The following is a 22,911-nucleotide window of genomic DNA, read 5'->3' on the forward strand; positions in this document are numbered from 1 at the left end:
GCGTAGAAGCGACACGACCGCATGGCACAGCACGGCGCCGCGCGACACCGCAGTGCGGTGCCGCGCGGCGCGGCGTGCCGTGGTCGGCCATCAAGGGCGACGGACCGGGTCAACGGCTGCCGGAAGCTTCGCGCCGCTCGCCGCGACCGGTCGTGGCCGAGTCCGCCGTCGTCGAGCCCGCCCTGGTCGAGCCCGCCGTCGTCGAGCCCGCCGTCGTCGAGCCCGTCGCGGTCAAGTCCGTCGCGGTGCCACGCCCTTGGGCCGGCGCAAGCGAGACGACCTCAGGATCCTCGGAGCCCGCCGGTCCCGCCTTCTGGAGGCTGCTCCCCTCGACGTCGAGGTCCGGCAGGATCCTGTCCAGCCAGGCCGGCAGCCACCAGGCGCCCCGGCCCGCGAGGGCGAGTACCGCCGGTACGAGCGTCATGCGGACGGCGAAGGCGTCGATGGCCACGCCGACGGCCAGGGCGAAAGCGATGGGTTTGATCAGGGCGTCGTCCAGGGGGAAGAAGCCGGCGAAGACGGTGAACATGATCAGGGCGGCGGCGGTGACGACCCGAACGCTGTGCCGCGCCCCGTCGACGACCGACTGGCGGGCCCGGCCGGTGTGGGCCCATTCCTCGCGCATCCCGGACACGAGGAACACCTCGTAGTCCATGGCCAGTCCGAACAGCACCCCGATCAGAATGATCGGCAGGAAGCTGACGACCGGACCGCTGTGCGGCACGTCGAGGACGTCGGCCAGCCAGCCCCACTGGAAGACGGCGACGACCAGACCGAGCGAGGCGCCCACCGAGAGCAGGAAGCCGACGGCGGCCTTGACGGGGATGACCAGCGACCGGAAGACGATCATCAGCAGGAGCAGGCTGAGGCCGACGACGATGGCGACGAAGGGCAGCAGGGAGTCGCTGAGGCGGGTGGAGACGTCGATGTTGACTGCGGTGGTGCCGGTGACGGCGACCGTGGCGCCGGTGGTGTCACGGATGCCGGGCGCGGCTTCGCGGATGTCTCGGACGAGTTGGTCGGTGCGGACGCTGTCGGGGCCGGAGGCGGGGAGCACGGTGATGACACTCTGCGCCGGGTCGCTGGTGGGCTGGGGCGGCAGGACGGCCTTGACGTTCTTGAGGGTCCCCAGCTTCTGGGCCACCTGAGCGCCGACCTGTGACCTCGTCGCAGCCGTACCGTTGTTGGACTCGACGAGTACGAGCAGGGGGCCGTTGAAGCCGGGACCGAACTTGTCGCTGATCGTGTCGTAGGCCTTGCGTTCGGTGGAGGCGTGCGGCGCGGAGCCGTTGTCGGGAAGCGCCAGGCGCAGGTCCATGGCCGGCAGCGTGAGGGTCACCAGGATCCCCGCGACGGCGAGCACGGTCAGCAGCGGCTTGGCGATGACCCACTTCGTCCAGCGGGTACCCATGGTGGCGCGGCCGGCGCTCCCCTCGCCGTCGCCCGCCCCCTCGACATCGGCGGCCTCCTCGGCATCGCTGGCCTCCTCGGCATCGCTGGCCCCCTCGGCATCGCTGGCCCCCTCGGCATCGCTGGCCCCCTCGGCATCGGCAGCCCGCCGCCCGGCGCGGCTGCCGGGCTTGGGGGCAAGCCGCGAGCCGGCGAATCCCGCGACGGCGGGGACGAGGGTGATCGCGGCCAGTACGGCGATCAGGACGGCGCCGGCGGCACCGAGACCCATCGTCGTCAGAAACGGGATGCCGATGACGCTCAGCGCGGCGAGCGCGATGATCACGGTGACGCCGGCGAAGACCACGGCGCTTCCGGCCGTACCGACGGCCAGCGCGACGGATTCCTTCGGATCGGTTCCGCGGGCCAGTTGCTGGCGGTGGCGCGAGAGGATGAACAGGACGTAGTCGATGCCGACGGCCAGGCCCAGCATCAGGGCGAGCGTGACGGCCGTGGAGGAGATGCTGACCGCGGGCGCGAGAGCGAGCAGCCCGGCCAGACCGAGGGCCACACCGATCAGCGCGGGCAGCAGTGCCATACCGGCGGCCAGCAGCGAACCGAAGGTGACGACGAGGACGAGCAGCGCCACGGCCACGCCGATGATCTCCGACGGACCGATGTGAACTCCCTTGCTGCTGAAGACGGAACCGCCCACCGATGTCCGCAGCCCGTCCGTCTCGGCCGCCCGGGCCGCGTCCTCGATCGCGTCCACCGATGACGTACGGACCTCCGCGATCTGCACGGGGTACTGGACCTGGACGATCGCCGTGCTCCGGTCGGCCGAGACCGCGCCGGAGGCCTGCGGATCGACGACCTCACCGACCTGGGGTGCCCGCTCGGCCTCCGCCACGGCCTCGGCGATCACCGCCGTATAGGGCGCTTCGGTGACCCGGTGGCCCTCGGGCGCGGTGAAGACGATCTGGGCGCTCGCGCCCGAGGCTTCCGGAAGGGTCTTGCTCAGGCTGTCCAACGCCCGCTGAGACTCGGTGCCCGGCACCGAGAAGCGGTCGTCGAGCTTGCCGCCGAAGACGCTGACGCACGTGATGAGCGCGGCCAGCACGAAGAGCCATATCCCCAGGACGAGCTTTCGGTGTCGGTAGGCGCTGTGGCCCAGCCGGTGAAGCAGGACGGCCATGACGAACTCCCTCGTACGGTGTCGGTGGGCCGACTTTATCACCTGCTCAAGTCGCTCGAACGAGTCACTCGACCGTCACCCTTGACCATCAAGCAATAAGTGCAGGTCAAACGATAGAAGTGGATGACAGAATCAGTCGACCTTGTCACACGACAATGTCGCCTGTACGTTGTTCATCGACCGCTTCACCGCCGGCAGCCGAGGAGTGACCATGACCAGTACGCACAGCACCCGGAACGTCGAGAAGCGCTGGAGTCGGGAGGCCGACGTCGTCGTGATCGGCGCGGGGCTGGCCGGACTCACCGCGGCGCGTGAGCTCGTCGCGGCAGGCAAGTCCGTAGCCGTCCTGGAGGCCCGCGACCGGGTCGGCGGCCGACTGCTCAACCATGAGCTCGGCGACGGCCAAGTGACCGAGATCGGGGGGCAGTTCGTCGGCCCCACCCAAGACCGCATCCTGGCGCTGGCCAAGGAGGTCGGCGTGGCCGCGTACGAGGCCGCCGTGCCCGGCGAGCGGGTCTACGTCCGCGACGGCAAGGCCAGGCGGTTCGCCGGGCACACTCCGCCGGACCTCCTCGCGCTGCCGGACATGGGCATCGCCCTGGCCCGCATCGGCCAGGCGGCGGGCAAGGTACCCCCGGCGGCACCGTGGCGGGCCCCGAACGCCCGTGACCTGGACGGCATGACCTACGAGACCTGGCTGCGCAAGGCCGAGATCACCGGCGACGCCGTCGACCTGATCAACATCTTCCTCAACTCCGCGTACGGCGGCGAGGCGCGCGACGCGTCGGCACTGTTCAGCCTCTGGTACGTCTCGACGTTCGGCGACGAGACGCATCCGGGCACCATGGAGCGCGGCACCGGTACCTCCGGCGGTGCGCAGGACAGCCGGTTCGTCGGCGGCTCGCAGCTGGTCGCGACCCGGCTGGCCGAGGAACTCGACGGCCGCGTCCATCTGTCGGCTCCGGTACGCCGTATCAGCCAGGACTCCGACGGGGTCACCGTGGTCTCCGACGCCGGCGACTGGCGGGCCGGCCAGGTGATCGTCGCCGTACCGCCGGTCCTGGCCTCGCGCATCGTCTGGGACCCGCTGCTGCCGCCGCAGCAGGAGCAGCTGTTCCAGCGGCTGCCCTTCGGCACGCTCATGAAGTGCGTGGCCGTCTACGACACACCGTTCTGGCGGGCCGAGGGCCTGTCCGGCATGGGCCTGCTGCGGGGCGGCTCGCCGATCCGCGAGATGTTCGACAACTCCCCGCCCGACGGCGGACCGGGCGTGCTCATGGGATTCCTCGGCGGCAAGGAATGGCGGAAGTGGGCGCACCGCCCGGCGGGCGAGCGCCGCGGCGCGGTGCTGCGCTCCTTCGCCCAGGTCGTCGGGGAGCGGGCCTACGACACCGTCGACTACGTCGAGCAGGACTGGACCGCCGAGCAGTGGACCCAGGGCGGCCCGACGTCCGTCGCCGCTCCCGGCGTGCTGACCGAGTACGGGGAGTGGATGGGCCGGAGTTTCGGGCGCGTGCACTGGGCGGGGTCCGAGTTCTCCCCCTACTGGAACGGCTTCATGGACGGCGCGGTCCGCTCCGGCGAGCACGCCGCCACCGAACTCCTCCACCAGAGCTGAACGAGAAAGAAACAAGGAGAAGCAGTCATGACCAAGTTCCACGTCACCGAACGCGCCATCATCAACGCCCCTGTAGAGCGGGTCTGGGAGGTCATCTCCCGCACCGACCGCTACGCGGAATGGGTCGCCGGCGCCATAGAGGTCACCGACCACCACGGCATCGCCACCGTCGGCAGGACCTACGCCGAACGCAACCGCACCCTCGGCCCCCTGCGCACCGACTCGGTGTGGACCGTGATGGAGATCGACCCCCTGAGGCGCCGCGTCGACACCGGGATCGGGTTCGCTCCGCTGAAGGAGGTGACCAGCATCTTCGAGTTCCTGCCGGTGCGGAGTGCGGAGGGGAGGGACGCCACGCAGATGACGTACAAGGTGGAATACGTCATCGGCCTCGGCCCGATCGGGCTCCTGCTCGACCGGATACAGCAGCCGGGCATGCGCGCGAACATGCGCGCCTCGATGACCCGCCTGAACACCCTGATTCGCTCCGAGACCGTCAACGCGCGCGGCTGACTACCGGCGAAGGGCGCACTCGTACCGTACGAGTGCGCCCTTCGTCGCATCAGCTCACCGGTACCGGCACCAGGTCCAGCCGACCGTCGGCCATGGCCACCACGGCGGACACGAAGGCCTCGAGGCAGGTGCGCTCGGCCTCCTCGTCGGGGAGCGAGAGACGTTGCATCGTGAGCCCGTCGAAGCCGGCGAGGAAGAACCGCGCGATCGTGTCGACAGGCTGGGCGAGGGGCCGCCCGGTACGCTCCGCCGCCTCGGTGATCAGCCTCGCCGTCACCTCGACCACCCCCCGGTAGTGGGTTTCGAGGGCCTCTCTCAGGGCGGGCGAGCGGAGCGCGGACATCATCAGCTCCGTGAGGAGCTGATGGCTGGCGGGCTGCTCACGCACCGTCCGCCACAGCGCGGCCGCCAGCGCGCCGACCGTCTCCTCGAAACCGCCGTCGGTCGGCGCCGCCTGCTCGACCTGCGCCACCAGATCCTGCGTGAGCTGCTCCATGACGGCGCGGTACAGCCCTTCCTTCGTGCCGAAGGTGTAGTGCACCGTGGCCTGGGCCACCCCCAGCTCGGCGGCGATGGCACGCGTACTACCGGCCGCGACCCCTTCCCTCGTCATGAAGTCGATGGCCGCTTTGATCAGCTGAGGACGGCGCTCGGCCGCGGAAACGTGAGCCATGAGCTCATCATACCGACTTAGTCCCACGAACAAGTCGTCCGAACAAGTCGAATCCGCCGCAGCGGGCTGCCAAGGCCGCGGCCGCTGGGGTCCGGTCCCTGGCCGCGTGGGTCAGTTCCCGCTGAACGGCGGGTGAATACGTTTCCTCCAACACCCGTGAAACGGGATGAACGAGGAGGCAGGCTCGTGAGAGAAAGCCAGTTTGATACGTGTGTGATCGGGGCGGGACCTGCCGGGCTGGCGGTCGCCAGGGCCCTGGCGGAGCGCGATCTGCCGTACACGCATCTGGAGCGGCACACCGGGCCCGGCGGTATCTGGGACATCGAGAACCCCGGCAGCCCGATGTACGAGTCGGCCCATTTCATCTCCAGCAGGACCTTGTCGGGGTTCGGCGGCTTTCCGATGCCCGAGCACTTCGCGGACTACCCGCCGCACCGGCAGATCCTGTCGTATCTGCGGTCCTTCGCCGACGCCTACGGGCTGACGGACCGGATCGAGTTCGGCGTCGAGGTCGCGGGCGTCGAGAAGAACGCGGACGGCACCTGGACGGTGACCCGGGCCGACGGGCGGGAAAGCGTGCACGGGCAGGTCGTGGTGTGTACGGGCGCGCAGTGGCACCCCAACATCCCTGATATTCCCGGGGAGTTCAGCGGGGAGGTCCGGCACACCGCCGGCTATCGCAGCGCGGAGGAGCTGCGGGGCAAGCGGGTCCTGGTCGTGGGTGCGGGCAACTCCGGCTGCGACATCGCCTGCGACGCGGCCCGGACCGCGGACCATGCGGTGATCAGTATGCGGCGCGGGTACTGGTTCATTCCCAAGCATCTGTTCGGCCTACCCGTGGACACCATCGCCAACAGCGGGCCGCACCTGCCGATGTGGCTGGCGCAGCGGGTCTTCGGCGGACTGCTGCGGATCATCAACGGCGATCCGACGCGGCTGGGGCTGCAGAAGCCGGACCACAAGCTGTTCGAGACCCACCCGGCCATCAACTCGATGCTGATCCACCACCTCCAGCACGGCGACATCACCGCCAGGCCCGGGATCGCCCGCGCCGAGGGCAGCACCGTGCACTTCACCGACGGAACGAGCGACGACTTCGATCTCGTCCTGCTCGCCACGGGCTACGTCCACAAAGTGCCGGTCGCGCAGAAGTACTTCGGTGACGAGCAGCATCCCGACCTGTACCTGTCGTCGTTCTCGCGCGAGCACCTGGGCCTGTTCGGCATCGGGTTCATCGAGACCAACTCCGGCGCGTACCAACTCTTCGACACCCAGGCGCAGTTGATCGCCGGGTATGTGTACGACGCGCGGCACCGGCTGCCGAACGCGGAGCGGTTCAGCCAGATGATCCGCGCCGACCGCCCGGATCTGACCGGCGGGCTGAAGTTCGTCGCCTCACCCCGCCACACCGGCTACGTCGACAGCGGGGCCTTCGTGAAGTACCTCGGCAAGGTCGCGGGCCGGATGGGCTGGCGTACGGAGGGCCGGCCGCCGGTGCGGTCCCCGCGCCGCGTGGAAGCAACGGAGACGGCGGAGGCCACGGCATGAGCCGGTTCGACTTCGCCGACAAGGTCATGCTGGTGACCGGGGGCGCGGGTGGCATCGGCAGCGCCCTGTGCCACCGCTTCGCCTCCGGCGGCGCCCGCTGTGTCGTCGTCGACATCGACGGGGTCCGTGCCGAGAAGGTGGCCGCTGAGCTGCCAGGGGCCGGGCACACGGGTATCGGCTGCGATCTGCTGGAACGCGCCCAGGTGGAGCGGCTGTTCGAGCGGGTCGCCGACGTCTACGGGCGCCTCGACGTGCTGGTCAACAACGTGGGCATGACGAGCTCGGAGCGCTTCGACGTCCGCAGCGTCGAGAGCATCGAGCGGGAGATCACCCTCAACCTGACCTCCCCGCTGGTCGCGACCCGGATCGCGATCCCCCTGCTGAAGGCGTCTCGTGACGCCCGGGTGGTCACCACGGTCTCCCTCGGCGGGATCTTCCCGCTGGGCGAGACCCCGATCTACACGGCGTCCAAGTTCGGGCTGCGGGGCGCGATGCTCGCCATCGGCCTCGACCTCAGGAGCAAGGGCATCCTGGCCGGTTCGGTGCTGCCCTCGGCGACCGACACCAGGATGCTGCGTCAAGAGGCCGTGGACGGCGGGAACTCCATGCAGTTCCAGGACCCGCCGCAGCAGCCCGCCGATGTCGTGGCGGCGGTGGTGAGTCTGCTGGACAGGCCACGCCTGGAGGCCTATCCCCGGCCCGGCGAATCCCGTCTGGTGCGGTTCGCGATGCTCGTACCGAACCTGCTGCCCAGGATCTTCCCGCTGTTCCGCAAGCGCGGTGACCGCGGCATGGCCCGCTATCTGGAGGAACTCCGCCGCCGCGGACTGGCCCGACAGACCGACGGACACTGGGAGTTGGTGGAGGAAGCATGACCAGGAACGAGACGCTGCACATCGTCAACCCCGCCACCGGGGAGCCGATCACCACCCTGCCCGCCGCGAGCGCCGACGACGTCACCAAGGCCGCCGAACAGGCCCGACTCACCTACGAAGCCGGGACATGGTCGCAGCTGCCGATCCGGGAACGCAGCGCCGTACTGCTGCGCCTGGCCGGCCTGATGGAACGCGACGCCGAGATCCTCGCCCGGCTGGACAGCGAGGACGCGGGCAAACCCATCACGGAGTGCCGTACGGGCGACGTACCGGGCGCGATCGAGTCGATCCGCTGGTTCGCCGAGGCGGCCGACAAGGTCTTCGGCCGGGTCGCGCCGAGCGGGCCCGACGGTCTCGGTCTCATGAGCCGCGAGCCGGTCGGGGTCGGCGCGGCGATCCTGCCGTGGAACTACCCCCTTGCAATGACCGCCTGGAAGGTCGGCCCCGCCCTGGCCGCGGGCAACTGTCTGCTCGTCAAGCCCGCCGAGGCGACCCCGCGTTCGGCCCTGCACCTGGCCGCGCTGGCCGCCGAGGCAGGCCTCCCCGACGGGGTGCTCACGGTGCTGCCCGGGTACGGCGGGGAGGCCGGGGCGGCCCTCGCTCGCGACCCCCTCGTACAGGCACTCTCCTTCACCGGGTCCACCTCGACCGGCCGCCACATCCTCAAGGCCGCCGCCGACAGCAACTTCAAGCGCGTCTCACTGGAGATGGGCGGCAAGAGCCCCCAGGTGCTGATGGCCGACGCGCTCTCCTACGGCGACGAGCTCATCGCCGACATGATCGAGGCCGCGTTCCTGACGATGGGGCAGAACTGCACGGCGGGCTCCCGTGTGCTCGTTCACCGGGACATCGCCGAGGAGGTCGTGGAGCGGTTCACGGCCGCGGCGAAGGAACTCGTCGTCGGTGATCCGGCCGACCCGCGCACCCGGATGGGACCGCTCATCAACCGCGCCGCCTTCGACCGGGTCGCGGGAGCCGTGGAGGCCGCCCGGGCCGGCGGAGCCCGGATCCACACCGGAGGTCTGCCCGACGGGCTGCCTCCGCGCGGCGCCTACTACCCGCCCACCGTGATCACCGGCGCCCCCGACGGCAGCGACGTACTCACCAAGGAGCTGTTCGGTCCCGTGGTCACCGTCGAGACGTTCACCTCGGAGGACGAGGCGGTACGCCGGGCGAACGCCACCGAGTACGGGCTCGCCGCCTCGGTGTGGACCCGCGACCTCGACACCGCGCTACGGCTGGCCCGTCGCGTCGAGGCGGGCGTGGTCTCCGTCAACGCCTACAGCGAGGGCGACATCACCACCCCCTTCGGCGGCTGGAAGCAGTCCGGATTCGGCGGCGTGGAGAAGTCCACCGACGCCTTCGGCCAGTGGACCCGGGAGAAGACGGTCTGGATCCGCACCCGCTGATCCGATCACTCCACGTGCCCCGCACCACCCCGGAGCATCCGCTCCCGCAGCTGGACCGGGGAGGTGCCGTGCCAGCGGCGCACCGCGCGGCGCAGCGCCCGTTCGTCGGAGAATCCCGCCCGGCGGGCGATGTCACGCAGTGTCAACTCCGGTCGGAGCAGCAGCTGTTCGACGCGTTCCCGGCGTACCCCCTCGGCCAGTGCCTCGTACGTCGTGCCGCAGTCGGCCAGCCGGCGGCGCAGTGTCCGCTCGCTCGTCGCGTGCCGTCGTGCCTGCTCACCGAACGAGGGGATCACCGGGAGGCTCTGCGCGACGGAGACCTCCAGTACCTCCAGCAGGTCCTGCTGGTCGTGGCGGGAAGCCAGCTGTGCGTCGAGCATCTCCAGGGTCGACGCGTAGGTCACCGGATCCCGGCCGGGCATCCGGGCGCCGGCCCACGCGGGGTCGATGACGATGCGGTCGGCCGGAGCGCCGAAGCGGACCGGACAGCCGAACAGGGCGCCGTACAGCTCGCGTTGGCGAGGCGCCGGAGCGGAGAACTCCACCGCCCTCGGCGCGAAGCCCGACCCGACGGCGAGCCGGGACAGGGTGACCACGGACGCGAATCCCTCCTCGATCAGGAAGGAGGCCACGCTCGGGTCGATGGCCGGGTCGGGGAGGTCGGCGTGCAGCACGAAGGCGCCGTCCTCGCCCATGCCGGTCGACCACACGGTCATCGCGCCGGACAGGTTCTGGTACTTCACGCCGGTCTCGATGGCGTGTCGCAGCGTGTCGTCGGCCAGCAGGGCGAAGCCGAGCAGGCCCCACGCGGTCAGGTGCTGCGCCGCGCCGACCTTCAGGCCAAGACGCTCGTCCCCGGTGAGCTCCAGCGCGCGCCGGATCACCGCGCTGCCCTGCCGGTAGGACACCCTCAGCGCGGCGGCGCGCATGACCGTCTCGTCCAGCCCGACCTGTCTCAGCTGAGGCCGTAGATCGATGCCGCGTTCACCGGCGACGATGACGAGATAGCGCAGGATGTTCGGCTGGATCGTCGCCGACGTGCTGCGGCTGGTGCCTTGAGGGTCTGCGCTGGTCCCGTGAGGGTCTGCGCTGGTCCCGTGAGGGTCTTCCGGGCCGGGGCCAAGGGTCATCGCACTCACCTTCTGCTGGGCGACCACCGTAAGCATCGGGACCTCACCGGTCGTATGCCCTGGCCCGCGAAGTCCCCTGTACGGCCTCCGGCGTCCTGCGTTCGTCCCTCCGCGCCTGGCTACGGTCTGCGCATGTCCCTCAGTGCTCCAGGCCGGACGGAGGCCGGGCACCCCGCCTCCCAGGCCGGCGCCCGAAGGGTCGCGACCATCGCGTTCACCGCTCAAGGTGTGTCCGTCGCCGCCGTGTACACGACCGTCCCCGCCGTCACCGAACACCTGAGACTGGCTCCGCTCCTGACGACGACCATGATGGTCGCGGTGGCGCTGATGGCCGGGGGCGGCAGCTTCGTGGGGCTGGCCGCGATCCGCCGCGCCGGTCCCGTCGCCACGATGCGCGGCGCCCTGCTGACGGCCGCCGCCGCGCTGACTCTGATCGGGTGGGCGCCGGACACGAAGACCGTCATCTGCGCGTACATCCTCTTCGGGATCGCCATCGGCGCCCTCGACGTCGCCGTCAACACCCGGGCAGCCGCGATCGAACGCGCCTACGGCCGCAGCATCTTCGGCTCCTTCTACACGGCATGGAGCGTGGGCGGCGTGGCCGCGGCGCTGCTCACCGCCGCGGCGGCCCGGCTGCAGTGGCCGGTGTCCGCCGGCCTGACCGTCCAGGCAGGCATCCTCCTCGCCCTCACCGCCTGCATACGCACGCATCCCCTCGCCTCCTCCGAAGGGCCGTCGGACACCCCGGCGCAGCCGCCGCTGGGGCGCCGCGTGTGGAGCCGGCTCCTCCCCTTCGGCCTGGTCCTCCTCGTCGTCTACGTCGTGGACTCCACCGTCTCGGCCTGGTCGGCGGTCTACCTCCGCCAGACCCTCGCCGCCTCCCTCACGGTGGCGCCGATGGCGTACGCGGCCTACCAGGCCGGCACTGTCGTCGGCCGTGCCGCCACCGACCGACTCGTGCAGAGGTTCGGCGCGGTCGCCGTCGTCCGGACCGCCGCTCTGTCGGTCTCGGGCGCCCTGGCAGGCATGGCCGCCGCGCCGGGCTGGCCGTTCGCCGTTCTCGCGGCCGGGGCGGTGGGGTTGGGGGCGTCCGTCCTGGCACCGCTGTGCCTGGCCTCCGCTGCACGGCTGCGCTCCGCCGCCTCGGAGGCGATCCTGGCCCGCTTGAACCTCTTCAACTACGCGGGTGTCGTCACCGGTGGCGCGGTGAGCGGTCTCCTCGGCTCCACCGGCCAGTTCCGTCTCGCCTACGCTGCACCGGCCGTGCTGGCGGTTCTGCTGCTGGCCGGCGCCCGCCATTTCACCCGGCCTCCGAGCTCGGCCGTTCCACCGAAGAGTTGAACGGGGTGGCAGCTTCTGGGCGATGTGTGAACGCGTGCCGCGGCCGGAGACTCGTCACGCCCCCGGTCGACCCGGCTCGAATCCGAGGCCGCGAGGTGCGAGACCGAAGCTCAGCAGGCGGAGAAAGGACCCACCCCACTCATGTCAAGGAACATCAGCAGACGCGGCGTTCTCGCGATCGGTGCCGGAGCGACACTGGCCGCAGCGACCGGGGCCGCCACCGCGAGCGCCGCGGAGACCGCGCACGGCACCAGGGGCGGCAACGGATCGTCCTCCCGCGGCTTCGGCGGCGAGGAGACCCGCTCGCTCGACCAGCTGTACGCGGCCGCTCTCGCGGAGGGTGGAAAGCTCGTTGTCTACGCGGGCGGTGATGTCGACGACCAACTGGCCGGCGTCAGGGCGGGGTTCAGGAGCAGGTTCCCCGACATCGATCTGACGATCGTCGTGGACTACAGCAAGTTCCACGACGTCCGCATCGACAACCAGCTCGCCACGGGCACCCTGGTCCCGGATGTCGTCCAGCTCCAGACCCTGCAGGACTTCACCCGCTGGTCCCGGCAGGGCGAGCTGCTGCGCTACAAGCCCGCCGGATTCGCCGCCGTCCACCCGAAGTTCAAGGACCCGGACGGCGCCTGGACGGCGGTCATGGCCGTCGCCTTCAGCTTCGTGTACAACGTGGCGGCGGTCGGCGCCGACGTGCCCCGCACACCGCTCGACTTCGTCGACCCTCGCTGGAAGGGCGCCGTCGCCTCTTCCTACCCGCATGACGACGACGCGGTGCTCTACCTGTTCTCGCTCTATGTGCGGAAGTACGGCTGGGAGTGGGTCGAGAAGTTCGCCCAGCAGCAGCCGCAGTTCGCCCGCGGCTCTCACAAAGCGGGCGTCGCGGTGGCGGCCGGCCAGAAGAGTGTCGGTGTCGGTTCGTCGGGCAGCCTGCTCGCCACCGGCGGGGCATCGAGGTGGGCTCTTCCCGCCGAGGGTCACCCGTTCATGGCGTGGGGCCAGCGTGCCGCGATCCTGAAGCAGGGCGCCCACCCCACGGCCGCCAAGCTGTACCTGAACTGGATGCTGTCGCCCGAGGTCCAGCAGACGTCGTACAGCGGCTGGTCGGTCCGTACGGACATCCCTCTGAAGAGCGGCCTCAAGCCGATCTGGGAGTACAAGGACGCCAACCTGGACGGGTTCCCGGTGTTCATGGAGGACCGCGCCACCGTCGAACAGCTCAAGCAGACCTTCGCGCTGTACTTCGGCGAGGTCGAGGGCGCCCCCTCCCCCGGGCGCCTCGGCCTGCACCCGGGCCGCTGACCCCGGGTGCCTCCTGCGGCTCCCTGCCGGCTTACGCCGGTCACACACAGGTTCGGGTTAAAGTCTGCCGCTCCTGTCGTGACCGTCACCCAGCAGGGAGCCGCTGCCGTGCCCCCCACTCGTTCCGCCCTGCGCAGGCTGTCCCTGTCGGTGTGGCACATTCCGCACCTGGTCTTCCTGACCGTCGTCACCGGCACCCTCGCACGGCTCTTCGCCGTGCACACGTGGCTGTGCTGGATGGTCGCCCCGCCCATCGTGGTCCTGGCCCTGGCGTACGTGGGCGGGCTGGCCCGATGGGACCGGCTCGGCACCCGGGGCAGGCCCGCCTGGCTGGGACTGCTCCTGCTGCTGTGGGGGTGCGTCTGCTGGGCCCTTCCGGCCGACCTCGTCACCGGGTACGTGTGGTTGGCCATCCCCCTGGCCGTGGTGGCGCAGCGGATGCCCGGACGCCGATTGCCTCTCGCGGCGCTCTGGGTGACGACCGCACTGCTCGTGGCGACGCTCACCCGGATCAGCGGCGGGTTCGACCTCGAACTCATAGCGCCGCCGACCGCGGCCATCTGGGCGACCGTGGCCCTGCACCGCACCCAGGAACGACTGATGCGTGAACTGACCGCCACCAGAGGCGAGTTGGCTGCGCGCCAACGCGAGGCCGGCCGCCTCGCCGAGCGCGCCCGCCTGGCCCGGGACCTGCACGACACCCTGGCCCAGGAGATCTCGGGGAGCCGCATGCTGCTGCAGGCCGCCGACCGGGACTGGGAACGCAGGCCGGATGCGGCAAGGCGACAGGTGCGGGCCGTTGTCGACGCGCTCGGCACGCATCTCGCGGAGACCCGCGGCATCATCCACGATCTCACCCCGCCCGGTGTGGAACGCGATGGCTTGGAGACGGCACTGCACGAGCTCTGCGCCCGTACGGACGCCGCTCCAGGAGCTCCCACGGTCTCCGTCTCCACGCGGGGTGAGCCCTGTCCCGTCCCCACCGACCGGGCCGTTGCTCTCCTACGAGTGACCCGGGGTCTGCTGGCGAACGCGTGCGAGCACGCCCGCGCCACCCATGTCCGGGTCACCCTTCAGCACGTGGACGGGGCCGTGGCGGTCGAGGTCATGGACGACGGAACGGGATTCGACCCGACGGCGGCGCTCCCCCGGAAGCAGGGGCGGGGATTCGGACTGGCCGCCGCACGCGACCGGCTGGCCGAGCTGGAAGGCACGCTCACCGTCGACGGCGTACCCGGACTCGGGACCCGGGCCAGAGCCACCGTGCCGGTGCGGGCGCGCGTCACCGCGGGCGCGGCGTGAACGACGTTCCCGCGCACACGGTGCGGATCCTGATCGTGGACGACCATGCCGTCGTACGAGCGGGTCTGCGGGCCCTGCTGGAGGGTGAGCCCGGTTTCGATGTGGTCGACGAGACCGGCGACGGTGAACAGGCCGTGCTTCTCGCCGGGCGGCACAGACCCGACGTGGTTCTGATGGACCTGCGGCTGAGGGACGGCGGCGGCACGGGTTCCGACGCCGAGGCGGGCGGCATCGCCGCGACACGGCGGATCACCGCCACCGTTCCCGGCGTCGACGTCGTCGTTCTGACCAGCTACGGCAACAGAGGAGACGTCGTCCGAGCCATGGAGGCCGGCGCCCGCGGCTATGTCCTCAAGGCGGGTCCGCCCGAAGAACTCTTCCGCGCGGTACGCGCCGCCGCGGCCGGGAGCATGGGTCTGGCTCCCGAGGCCACCGCCCACCTGGTCGGCGGGACGATGGAGGACGGCCCGGTACTGAGTGAGCGCGAGCTCGAAGTCATCAGGTTTCTCGCGCAGGGACACAGCAACCGGGCCATCGCGGCGGCCCTGCACCTCTCGGAAGCCACGGTCAAGACGCACCTCGTCCGCATCTACCGCAAGCTCGGCACCGAGAACAGGGTCGGCACGGTGTCCGAGGCCGTACGGCGCGGACTGCTTGAGATCGGTGGATGAGGGGTCCGCGGCACCCTCGCGGAGCGCTACTGCTTGACCGCCCCCGCCAGCCCGTTGATGAAGAACCGCTGCAGCACGACGAAGATCAGGACGATGGGCAGCAGGGTGATGACCGACCCCGCGCACACCAGGGTCCAGGCGGTGGAGTTTTGGCCGATGAAGTTGAACATGCCCACCGACAGCGTGTGCAGTTCGGGGCGGGAGAGGGTGAAGACCAGCGGGATGAAGAAGCTGTTCCAGGCGGTGATGCAGGCGAACAGGCCGACGGTCGCCAGCATCGGCCCGGACAGCGGCAGCATGATCCGCCAGAAGATCTGGTGGAAGCTCGCCCCGTCCACGCGGGCCGCGTCCTCCAGGCCCCGGTCGATCGTCGTGAAGTAGCCCATGAAGAGGAAGGTGCCGAAGACCATCCCGCCCGCCGACTGGACGATGACCACCGACCAGAGGGTGTTGAGGAGATGGAGCCGCTGGATCAGGTCGAAGACCGGGATGATCGTGTAGCCGTGCGGCAGGAAGAGGGTCACCCCGACCAGGCCCAGCCAGATCTTCTTGCCGGGGAAGTCGGTGCGGGCCAGGACGTAGCCCGCCATGGAGGTGGCGAGCAGCGTCACGATGACCGTGCCGGTCGCGAACAGGACCGTGTTGACGAAGAACCGGCTGAAGTCCGCCTGTGTCCAGGCCTCGCTGTAGTTGGACCAGTGGAACTCGGAGGGGATCGGGTTCAGCCCGCCGGAGAAGAAGCCGTCGGTGCTCTTCAGCGAGCTGCCCAGCGCCCAGAGGAACGGGTAGAGCCAGATGAGCCCGCCGCCGAACAACGCGAGATAGAGCAGGCCGCGCCGGCCTTGGCGCAGGCGCGGGGACAGTGTGGACATCGACGAGACCCTTTACTGGTTGGCGACTGATGCGCCCTCAAGGGGCGCGAGGAACTGCGCGACCAGCCACGATGGCGCTGCAGACGATTGACGGCACCTGGCCGCCGTACCGCGGAGCACTAGGCGGCGCGCCGTCGGCCGATCCCCCGCAGCGCGAGGACCTGCAGCGCGGAGAAGACGATGAGCAGCAGTCCGTAGAGGAACGAGGCCGCGGAGGCCAGGCCGACATCGGGCTGGGCGGCGGAGCCCGGGGAGCCGCCGAAGGCCAGGTGGTAGATGTACGTGTTGACGACCTCGGTGGCGAAGTACGGGCCGCCGCCGGTGAGGACCTGCACCAGGTCGAAGACCTGGAAGCTGCCGATGAACGCCAACACCACGATGACGACGCCGACTTGGCGCAGCATCGGGATGGTGATGCGGAAGAAGGACTGGACGGGGCCGCAACCGTCCAGCTTCGCCGCCTCGTACAGCTCCGCCGGGATGGTCTGCAGTCCGGCGAGGAAGTAGACGAGGTTGTAGCCGAGGGTGTGCCAGATGCCGATCAGGATGATCACGGCCAGGGCGGTGTGCGGATCGCCAAGCCAGTCGATCTGCCCGTCGGTCACCCCGGTCTTGGCGAGCAGACTCCCCGCCGAGTCACCGAAGTTGGCAAGCATGAGCTGGATGACCACGCCTACGACCGCGGCCGAGGTGACGACGGGGATGAAGTAGACGGTCCGGAAGAACAGCGCGAACTTGAGCTTCGGGTTGTTCAGTACGAGGGCGAGAGCCAACGCCAGTACCAGTTGCACCGGGACGAGTACGAACGCGTAGACGAAGGTGTGCCCGACGGCGCCCCAGAAGATGCGGTCGTGCAGGATCTGTTGGAAGTTGGCCAGGCCCACGTAGTCGCCGGGTTCGCCGATGCCGTTCCAGCGGTAGAAGGTGTAGCCGAAGGAGGCGAAGATCGGGTAGACCACGAAGGCCAGCAGCAGCACGGCCATCGGGGCCAGATAGGCGTACGACCACTTGGCGGCGCGGATTCTGCGCCAAAGGCCGGGCCGGGGGGCGACCGTGGGTGCGGTCCGAGGCGGCCGCTGACGGGTGGCGAGGAGTGACATGTTGACCGCTCACGCCTTCTTCGTGGTGTACGGCTTGGTGGGGTCCCAGTCCGGGAAGACGTAGTCGGACGTGCTGACCTTCTTGCCCTTCTTGGCGACTGCGGCGACAGCGTCGGAGAAGAGCTGGAACTTCTTGTCGGCCAGGCTGCTCAACTCGCTCTGTACGTCCTTGATCTGGCCTGTGTAGATGCCGGTCACCACATCACTGATGTCCGGCTTGGGCGCGCTGGGCGCGACGGCTGCCAGCGCCGGGTTGCGCACGAGAGGCACCGGGCCGCGGAGCACCTGCTCGGTCATGCCGACGAAGGTGGCGAACGGCTTGGAGTCGATGCCGTCCGGGTCGTTGTTGGCGGGGTGGGCGGAGACGCCGTTGAGAGCCTGCACCCAGCGGCGGCCCGCGGCGGGGGACGTCAGCGCGTCGAGCCACTGGAAGGCCTCGTGCGCCTTCTTGCTCTTGGCGGAGACCGCGGCGAAGGTGCCGTTGCCGACCGGGTCCGCGTAGTAGTAGCCCTGCGGTGTGGTGGTGGGCGAGGGCAGGGTGACCAGGCTGTAGTCGGTGAACTTGTGCTGGGTCCACTCGGGTTGGTTCCACACGCCGCCGACGGTCATGCCGAACTTGCCGCGCTCGAAGAACGCGCGGGCCGCTTCGTCGGAGAGGCTGACGGAGTTGGGGTGGAAGAAGCCGCGCTTCTTCCATTCGACGAGCAGCTCCAGGAAGTCGGCGTACGCCCGGTCGGTACCGAACGTCCACTTGCCGACGCGGTAGTCCATGCCCAGGCCGGGGCCGGTGGGGGCACCGCCGGGTGCGCCGGCACCACGCACGAACAGGTCCAGCCACCAGGCGAGGACGCCGATGTTGTCGGCGTTGCCGAAGCCGAAGCCGTACGACTTGCCGCCGCTCTTCTTGGTGATCGTCTGGGCGGCGCTGGTGACTTCGTCCCAGGTCCTGGGGATCTTGACGCTTCCGTCAGGGTTGGTCAGCCCGACGGACTTGAAGACGCCGTGGTGGATGTAGAGCTGGAGCTGTGGTCCCGAGCCCTTCAGCGGAGCCGAATAGACCTTGCCGTCGAAGACGTTGGCGCCTTCCAGGAAGGTGCCCTCGGGGAAGCGTGACTGCCACTCGGGCGTCGCCCACTCGTCGAGCGGCAACAGCCAGCCCTTGGCGACCTGTTCGGCGACGCTGGGCACCTGCGGGATCATGAAGACGTCCGGCGGGTTGCCGCTGCGGTTGGCGAGCGCCACCAGGTCCGCGTACTTGGCGTTCTGCTGGGTGGTCTTGTTGACGCCGACCCCGCTGTGGGCCTTCTCGAAGAGTTCTATCTCCTTGTCGACCCAGGGGGCTTGGGTGACGTACCAGTCCCAGTAGGCGAGTGCGTCCGCCGACGCGGAGGGCGAGCCGGAGCTGCATGCGCTCAGGCCACCGCCCAGCGCCATGGTGCCGGCACCGAGTGCGGCGGCGTGCAGAAGTCGGCGTCTGGAGACGTTCGACGAAGTCATCTGGTGTTCCTCCGAGGCGGAAGAGGGATGCTCAACGGCGTGTAACGTTCACTCAACCGTTTACAGTAACCGGGACGTTAAGGGTGCGTGTCACGCCCGTCAAGGGGTTCGACGAGGCTTTACGAGACGATCCGCACGGCGCAGGAAAGCCCGACAACTCAGGTCCCTGCCAGGGCATAGAGAAACGCCGACAAGTTGTGTAACTTTTTCATCGGCGTTACTCACATTGGCTGTTCACCTGGGCGAGGAGAAGCAGAGCATGGCTCAAGGTCGGGGTTCCGCAGGTCGGGCGACGATTCGTGACGTGGCGTCGCGCGCAGGTGTGTCCGTCGCCACCGTGTCGCGGATCCTCAGCGGGGCGTACACGGCGCCCCCGGCGACGCACGACCGGGTCATGGACGCCGTGCGCGAACTCGACTACGTGGTCAACGCCAACGCCCGCTCCCTCTCCACGGCTTCGGGGATGGTGGCGATGGTGGTCAACGACATCACCTCGCCGTTCTTCATGAACGTCGCCTCCGGCGTGGAGGAACAGGCCGTCGCGGACGGCCGGGTCTGCCTCGTCTGTTCCACCCAGGGCGTCCCGGAGCGCGAGTTGTCGGTGATCAACCTGATGCGCCAGCGGGGGGCTGAGGCGATCATCCTGGTCGGCGGTATGGCCGAGACCGAGGAGCATCTCGCCCAACTCGCCGCCGCCGCCGAGGGGATGGACCGGGCCGGCGCCCGCATGGTGCTCTGCGCCCGGCCGTGGAAGGGCGCGAAGGCGCCGGTGGACGTGGTGGAGTGCGACATGGAGGCCGGCGCCTTCGCCGCCACCAGCCATCTGATCTCCGCCGGCCACACCCGGGTGGCCCACCTGGCGGGACCGCACGAGTTCAGCGTCGCGGGCCAGCGCCTCGAAGGGTACGAGCGGGCACTGCGCGCACACGGCATCAAGCCCGACCCGGCGCTCGTAGCCGAGAGCGACATGACCCGCGAGTCCGGATACGAAGCGGCCTGCCGGCTGCTCACCGGCACCGACGCCACCGCGATCTTCTGCGCCAGCGACATGAGCGCCGCAGGTGCCATCGCCGCCGCCCGCGACCTGGGCCGCTCGGTCCCCGGCGACGTCTCCGTGGTCGGCTTCGACGACATCCCGCTCGCCGAGGACCTGTATCCGCGGCTGACCACCGTGCACGTCCCGCAGCAGGAGCTCGGCCGCTCCGCGACCCGCCTGGCCCTGCACCGCCGCCCCACCGATCCGCCGAGCCGCCGCGTGGTGCTCGGCTCGCACGTCGTCGTACGCGAGTCGGTGGCGCCCCCCGCCCGCCTCAACACCGTCGGAAAGGCTGACAGTTGATGCCGGAAGACCGGCTCCTCTCCCCGTACACCGGCTGGACGCGTACGCACTGGGAGGGGCTGGCCGACGCGCAACTGGCCGCCGTCCGCCCGTACGCCACCGACCGGCACGCCCTGCTCCATCTGCCCGGCCCCGCCAGCCGCTCCGGCCGGCACAGCGACGGCCTCGAAGGGTTCGCCCGCACCTTCCTGCTCGCCGGCTTCCGCCTGGCGCAATCGGGCGACACCGACCCCGGCGGCCATGCCGAGTGGTACGCCGAGGGCTTGACCGCCGGCACCGACCCTCGCTCACCTGACCACTGGCCGACCCTGCGCGAATGCCGACAGGCCAAGGTGGAGTGCGCGTCGGTGGCGATCGCGCTGCACGAGACGCGGCCGTGGATCTGGGACCGGCTGGACGACGGCGTACGGCAGCGGATCATCGCCTGGATGACGGACATGCTCGGCAGCGAGGTCCCCGACAACAACTGGGTCTGGTTCCGAGCGATCACGTCGGCGTTCCTGCGCTCGGTCGGCGGACCGTGGAGCGCGCGCGACATCGACCACGCGATCGCGCGGACGGAGGAGTGGTACGCGGGCGACGGCTGGTACGCCGACGGGGGCGACACAGGCGGTGCGCTGCGGCACTTCGACTACTACTCGGGCTGGGCCATGCAGTACTACCCGCTGTGGTACTGCCGCATCTCCGGCGCCGACGCCGACCCCGCCCTGCTCCCCCGGTACCGCGCCCGGCTGCGCCGCTACCTCGAGGACGCCCAGCACCTCGTGGCGGCCGACGGCGCCCCGCTGTACCAGGGCCGCTCCCTCACGTACCGCTACGCGATGCTCTGCCCGCTGTGGACCGGCGCCGTCTTCGACGCCACTCCCCTGCCCGCGGGCCGCACCCGCCGCCTGGCCAGTGGGGTGCTGCGGCACTTCACCGAAGCCGGCTGCTTCGACGGACGCGGCCTCCAACCGCTGGGCTGGCACGGGGAGTTCCCGGCCATCCGGCAGCCGTACTCAGGGCCCGGCTCGCCGTACTGGTCGAGCAAGGGCTTCGCCGGACTGGTGCTGCCCGCCGAGCACCCGGTGTGGACGGAGAAGGAAGAAGCGCTGCCGATCGAGAACCAGGACGTGCGGCGGACGCTGACCGCCCCGGGGTGGCTCGTCTCCGGCACGGCGGCGGACGGGGTCGTACGCGTCGTCAACCACGGCAGCGACCACGCCTTCGGTGACGGCGTCGACGCCGAGGCGGACGACCCGGTCTACAGCCGCCTCGCCTACGCCACCCACGCCGCCCCCGACAGCACGGACGCGAGCCTGAACGACCCGCTCGACTCGCACATCGCCCTGCTCGACGCCGAAGGGCGCCCCTCCCACCGCCGCCCGCTGACCCGGCTGCACCTCGGTGCGCGCACCGCCGTCTCCCGGCATCGCGCCCACTGGCCGCTCGGCCCCGTACCCGCGCCGTACGCCCACGACCCCGCGCCCGACTTCCGTACGGGTCCGTGGATCACGACGGCGTCCGTGCTGAACGGCCCGCTGGAAGTCCGGCTCACCCGGGTCGACGGCCCGATGGAGGAGCCGCTGCGGCTGCGCCTCGGCGGCTACTGCCTGGCCACCGCCGAGCCGCCGCTCGCGCACGAGGCGAGCGGGCCCGCCGCATGGGTGCGCCGCCCCGCGGGCCTGTCCAGCACGGTGGTCGCGCTGCGCGGTTTCGACGAGGCCGGCATCGCCACCGCGCGGGACGCCAATGCCCTCGGCCCGCACTCGGCGACGCCCTGGCTCGGCACGGCGGCGGAGGTCCGACCGGGCACGGTGTACGCCGCGTTGGTGTGCCTCTCCGGAGTGATCGAGGGTCCGGCCACGGCCGAAGCCGTACACCTGGAGGTCTCCTACGACGGTGACGGCACCGCCCTCGCCTCCGTCACCTGGCCCGACGGCACCGAGGACAACGTCCGCCTGGAGCCGCCGAGTTGACGAGCGGGTAGCGGGCACGACGTGGGGCGCGGGCTGTCAGGGGGCCCGCGCCCCACGCCGGGATCAGGTGCCGTACGTCTGGATCAGATGCCATACGTCTGAATCAGGTGCCGTACGCCTGGATCACGTGCCGTCGATCAGCCGGACGGCGATCGCGGGGCTGAACTGTCCGGCGGGGACCGTCGGGGCGATACCGCACTCCCCGTCGGAGTTGCCCGGTGTCTTGACCCACAGCAGCAGGTCCTCGCCCCCGCCCACGCGCGCGGTGACGCCGAGTTTGCGCCCGGCCGGGTTGCACCACTCGCCGTTGGAGCCGTTGCCGTTGCGGCTGGTGTCCACGACGAAGTGGGAGCCGCCGCCGAGGGCCGAGTTGATCGAGTTGCCGTAGGTCTCCGAGGATGCGGTGGTGTAGAAGTTCGAGACGTTCAGGGAGTAGCCGCGGATGTTGCGCACGCCCGCGGAGTTCAGTCGGCTCGCCATGGTCGCCGGGGCGACCCAGTTGGTGTGTCCGGCGTCGAGGTAGGCCCAGGTGTTGGGTGCCTTCTGCTGGAACATCTGGCTGGCGTAAGCGAGCATCGCGATTCGGTCGCTGATCTGTGTGCTGGTCAGGCAGCTGAAGTCCGACAGGGCGTCCGGCTCGATGACGACCACGGCGGGGCGGTCGCCCACCGCGGCCGCGAAGGTGGAGACCCAGGTGCGGTACTCGGCCACGCTGCCCGCGCCGCCGGAGGAGTGTCCGCCGCACGCGTCCCGGAGCGGGATGTTGTACGCGACGAGTACCGGCAGCTTGTCGTGGCTGTCGGCGGCGCCGACGTAGTTGGCCACGGCCGGTCCGATCCCCCCGCTCTCGCCTGCGAACCAGCGGGCGATCGGCTGGGAGGCGATGGCCGACTGGATGCGCGCGGCCCGTGCGTCGGCGGGGTTGTTCCGGACCCAGACGGCCGGGCCGGAGTCGGGGTTGGAGTAGAAGCCGCTGGTCAGGGATATCGGGCTGGCGGCGGCTGCCGGACCGGCCGCCGCGAACGACAGCGGTAGGGCGAGCAGACAGATCAGGGCGGTTCGGAGCAGGGGGTTCCAGCGCATGGTGAGTCCCTATCTCTGGGGGGGTGGGGCTGCCGCGGGCCCCTCGGCTCGGCTCCCGCCCGCGCTCGTCCTGCGCGGGCGGGGCCACGGCGG

Annotated in this window: 18 protein-coding genes; 11 read left to right on the forward strand and 7 right to left on the reverse strand. The window is 70.4% G+C overall.

What is annotated here, in order from left to right; translation table 11 throughout:
- Nucleotides 1-109: 109 nt before the first annotated feature.
- Nucleotides 110-2,584, reverse strand: coding sequence for an MMPL family transporter (locus OG266_RS08350; protein ID WP_371544146.1), 2,475 nt, complete (start codon nt 2,582-2,584; stop codon nt 110-112).
- A gap of 211 nt (nt 2,585-2,795) precedes the next feature.
- Between OG266_RS08350 and OG266_RS08355 the strand changes: the two genes are divergently transcribed.
- Nucleotides 2,796-4,202 (forward strand): flavin monoamine oxidase family protein, encoded by a 1,407-nt coding sequence (locus tag OG266_RS08355; RefSeq protein ID WP_371544149.1) that lies wholly within the window; start codon nt 2,796-2,798, stop codon nt 4,200-4,202.
- 27 nt (nt 4,203-4,229) lie between these two features.
- A complete protein-coding gene (locus OG266_RS08360; protein WP_371544152.1) occupies nt 4,230-4,715 on the forward strand; it encodes an SRPBCC family protein in 486 nt (161 codons plus the stop codon).
- A 49-nt stretch (nt 4,716-4,764) separates the two neighbouring features.
- Here the strand turns inward: OG266_RS08360 and OG266_RS08365 are convergent, their stop codons facing one another.
- The gene (locus OG266_RS08365) at nt 4,765-5,388 is read right to left on the reverse strand and encodes a TetR/AcrR family transcriptional regulator (RefSeq protein WP_266473491.1); all 624 of its coding nucleotides are present in this window, start codon (nt 5,386-5,388) and stop codon (nt 4,765-4,767) included.
- 186 nt (nt 5,389-5,574) lie between these two features.
- On the opposite strand from OG266_RS08365, the gene OG266_RS08370 reads away from it, so the two are divergent.
- The 3 genes from OG266_RS08370 to OG266_RS08380 are packed head-to-tail and all read left to right on the forward strand — an operon-like array spanning nt 5,575 to nt 9,220.
- The gene (locus OG266_RS08370; protein ID WP_371544154.1) at nt 5,575-6,936 is read left to right on the forward strand and encodes a flavin-containing monooxygenase; all 1,362 of its coding nucleotides are present in this window, start codon (nt 5,575-5,577) and stop codon (nt 6,934-6,936) included.
- Nucleotides 6,933-7,811 (forward strand): SDR family oxidoreductase, encoded by an 879-nt coding sequence (locus OG266_RS08375; protein WP_326719707.1) that lies wholly within the window; start codon nt 6,933-6,935, stop codon nt 7,809-7,811. The genes OG266_RS08370 and OG266_RS08375 overlap by 4 nt, the downstream gene beginning before the upstream one ends.
- Nucleotides 7,808-9,220 carry an aldehyde dehydrogenase family protein gene (locus OG266_RS08380; RefSeq protein WP_371544157.1) on the forward strand — a complete coding sequence of 471 codons (1,413 nt, stop codon included), beginning with the start codon at nt 7,808-7,810 and terminating at the stop codon, nt 9,218-9,220. The genes OG266_RS08375 and OG266_RS08380 overlap by 4 nt, the downstream gene beginning before the upstream one ends.
- A 5-nt stretch (nt 9,221-9,225) precedes the next feature.
- On the opposite strand, the gene OG266_RS08385 is transcribed toward OG266_RS08380, so the two are convergent.
- Nucleotides 9,226-10,350 (reverse strand): AraC family transcriptional regulator, encoded by a 1,125-nt coding sequence (locus OG266_RS08385; protein ID WP_371544160.1) that lies wholly within the window; start codon nt 10,348-10,350, stop codon nt 9,226-9,228.
- A 132-nt stretch (nt 10,351-10,482) separates the two neighbouring features.
- On the opposite strand from OG266_RS08385, the gene OG266_RS08390 reads away from it, so the two are divergent.
- The 4 genes from OG266_RS08390 (at nt 10,483) to OG266_RS08405 (ending at nt 14,969) form a co-directional block, all read left to right on the forward strand.
- Complete coding sequence (locus OG266_RS08390) at nt 10,483-11,691, forward strand: MFS transporter (RefSeq protein ID WP_371544162.1); 1,209 nt, start codon at nt 10,483-10,485, stop codon at nt 11,689-11,691.
- A gap of 141 nt (nt 11,692-11,832) precedes the next feature.
- Nucleotides 11,833-12,996, forward strand: a complete 1,164-nt coding sequence (locus OG266_RS08395) for an ABC transporter substrate-binding protein (protein ID WP_371544165.1) — start codon at nt 11,833-11,835, stop codon at nt 12,994-12,996.
- 108 nt (nt 12,997-13,104) lie between these two features.
- Nucleotides 13,105-14,298, forward strand: a complete 1,194-nt coding sequence (locus OG266_RS08400; RefSeq protein ID WP_371544167.1) for a sensor histidine kinase — start codon at nt 13,105-13,107, stop codon at nt 14,296-14,298.
- Nucleotides 14,295-14,969, forward strand: coding sequence for a response regulator transcription factor (locus tag OG266_RS08405; protein ID WP_329544653.1), 675 nt, complete (start codon nt 14,295-14,297; stop codon nt 14,967-14,969). The genes OG266_RS08400 and OG266_RS08405 overlap by 4 nt, the downstream gene beginning before the upstream one ends.
- Before the next feature lie 26 nt (nt 14,970-14,995).
- On the opposite strand, the gene OG266_RS08410 is transcribed toward OG266_RS08405, so the two are convergent.
- The 3 genes from OG266_RS08410 to OG266_RS08420 all read right to left on the reverse strand — a co-directional run bounded on the left by OG266_RS08410 (nt 14,996) and on the right by OG266_RS08420 (nt 18,438).
- Nucleotides 14,996-15,841, reverse strand: coding sequence for a carbohydrate ABC transporter permease (locus tag OG266_RS08410; protein ID WP_371544170.1), 846 nt, complete (start codon nt 15,839-15,841; stop codon nt 14,996-14,998).
- 119 nt (nt 15,842-15,960) lie between these two features.
- Nucleotides 15,961-16,941 carry a carbohydrate ABC transporter permease gene (locus OG266_RS08415; protein ID WP_371544173.1) on the reverse strand — a complete coding sequence of 327 codons (981 nt, stop codon included), beginning with the start codon at nt 16,939-16,941 and terminating at the stop codon, nt 15,961-15,963.
- A gap of 9 nt (nt 16,942-16,950) precedes the next feature.
- Nucleotides 16,951-18,438, reverse strand: coding sequence for an ABC transporter substrate-binding protein (locus tag OG266_RS08420; protein WP_371544175.1), 1,488 nt, complete (start codon nt 18,436-18,438; stop codon nt 16,951-16,953).
- 304 nt (nt 18,439-18,742) lie between these two features.
- Here OG266_RS08420 and OG266_RS08425 point away from each other — a divergent pair, with 304 nt between their 5' ends.
- Together OG266_RS08425 and OG266_RS08430 are read left to right on the forward strand one after the other, a co-directional pair.
- Nucleotides 18,743-19,777 (forward strand): LacI family DNA-binding transcriptional regulator, encoded by a 1,035-nt coding sequence (locus OG266_RS08425; RefSeq protein WP_266473512.1) that lies wholly within the window; start codon nt 18,743-18,745, stop codon nt 19,775-19,777.
- Nucleotides 19,777-21,735: a DUF2264 domain-containing protein gene (locus tag OG266_RS08430; protein ID WP_371544178.1), complete on the forward strand. Its 1,959-nt coding sequence runs from the start codon at nt 19,777-19,779 to the stop codon at nt 21,733-21,735. The genes OG266_RS08425 and OG266_RS08430 overlap by 1 nt, the downstream gene beginning before the upstream one ends.
- 123 nt (nt 21,736-21,858) lie before the next feature.
- Here the strand turns inward: OG266_RS08430 and OG266_RS08435 are convergent, their stop codons facing one another.
- Complete coding sequence (locus tag OG266_RS08435; protein ID WP_371544181.1) at nt 21,859-22,818, reverse strand: glycoside hydrolase family 6 protein; 960 nt, start codon at nt 22,816-22,818, stop codon at nt 21,859-21,861.
- Nucleotides 22,819-22,911 lie beyond the last annotated feature (93 nt).

The organism is Streptomyces sp. NBC_00554, assembly GCF_041431135.1.
Taxonomy (GTDB): domain Bacteria; phylum Actinomycetota; class Actinomycetes; order Streptomycetales; family Streptomycetaceae; genus Streptomyces.

Excerpts from the sequence above, each read along its gene's own strand:
- OG266_RS08350 (WP_371544146.1), bottom strand. The coding sequence starts at position 2,584 with ATGGCCGTCCTGCTTCACCGGCTGGGCCACAGCGCCTACCGACACCGA.
- OG266_RS08355 (WP_371544149.1), top strand. The coding sequence starts at position 2,796 with ATGACCAGTACGCACAGCACCCGGAACGTCGAGAAGCGCTGGAGTCGG.
- OG266_RS08360 (WP_371544152.1), top strand. The coding sequence starts at position 4,230 with ATGACCAAGTTCCACGTCACCGAACGCGCCATCATCAACGCCCCTGTA.
- OG266_RS08365 (WP_266473491.1), bottom strand. The coding sequence starts at position 5,388 with ATGGCTCACGTTTCCGCGGCCGAGCGCCGTCCTCAGCTGATCAAAGCG.
- OG266_RS08375 (WP_326719707.1), top strand. The coding sequence starts at position 6,933 with ATGAGCCGGTTCGACTTCGCCGACAAGGTCATGCTGGTGACCGGGGGC.
- OG266_RS08380 (WP_371544157.1), top strand. The coding sequence starts at position 7,808 with ATGACCAGGAACGAGACGCTGCACATCGTCAACCCCGCCACCGGGGAG.
- OG266_RS08385 (WP_371544160.1), bottom strand. The coding sequence starts at position 10,350 with ATGACCCTTGGCCCCGGCCCGGAAGACCCTCACGGGACCAGCGCAGAC.
- OG266_RS08390 (WP_371544162.1), top strand. The coding sequence starts at position 10,483 with ATGTCCCTCAGTGCTCCAGGCCGGACGGAGGCCGGGCACCCCGCCTCC.
- OG266_RS08395 (WP_371544165.1), top strand. The coding sequence starts at position 11,833 with ATGTCAAGGAACATCAGCAGACGCGGCGTTCTCGCGATCGGTGCCGGA.
- OG266_RS08410 (WP_371544170.1), bottom strand. The coding sequence starts at position 15,841 with ATGTCCACACTGTCCCCGCGCCTGCGCCAAGGCCGGCGCGGCCTGCTC.
- OG266_RS08415 (WP_371544173.1), bottom strand. The coding sequence starts at position 16,941 with ATGTCACTCCTCGCCACCCGTCAGCGGCCGCCTCGGACCGCACCCACG.
- OG266_RS08420 (WP_371544175.1), bottom strand. The coding sequence starts at position 18,438 with ATGACTTCGTCGAACGTCTCCAGACGCCGACTTCTGCACGCCGCCGCA.
- OG266_RS08430 (WP_371544178.1), top strand. The coding sequence starts at position 19,777 with ATGCCGGAAGACCGGCTCCTCTCCCCGTACACCGGCTGGACGCGTACG.
- OG266_RS08435 (WP_371544181.1), bottom strand. The coding sequence starts at position 22,818 with ATGCGCTGGAACCCCCTGCTCCGAACCGCCCTGATCTGTCTGCTCGCC.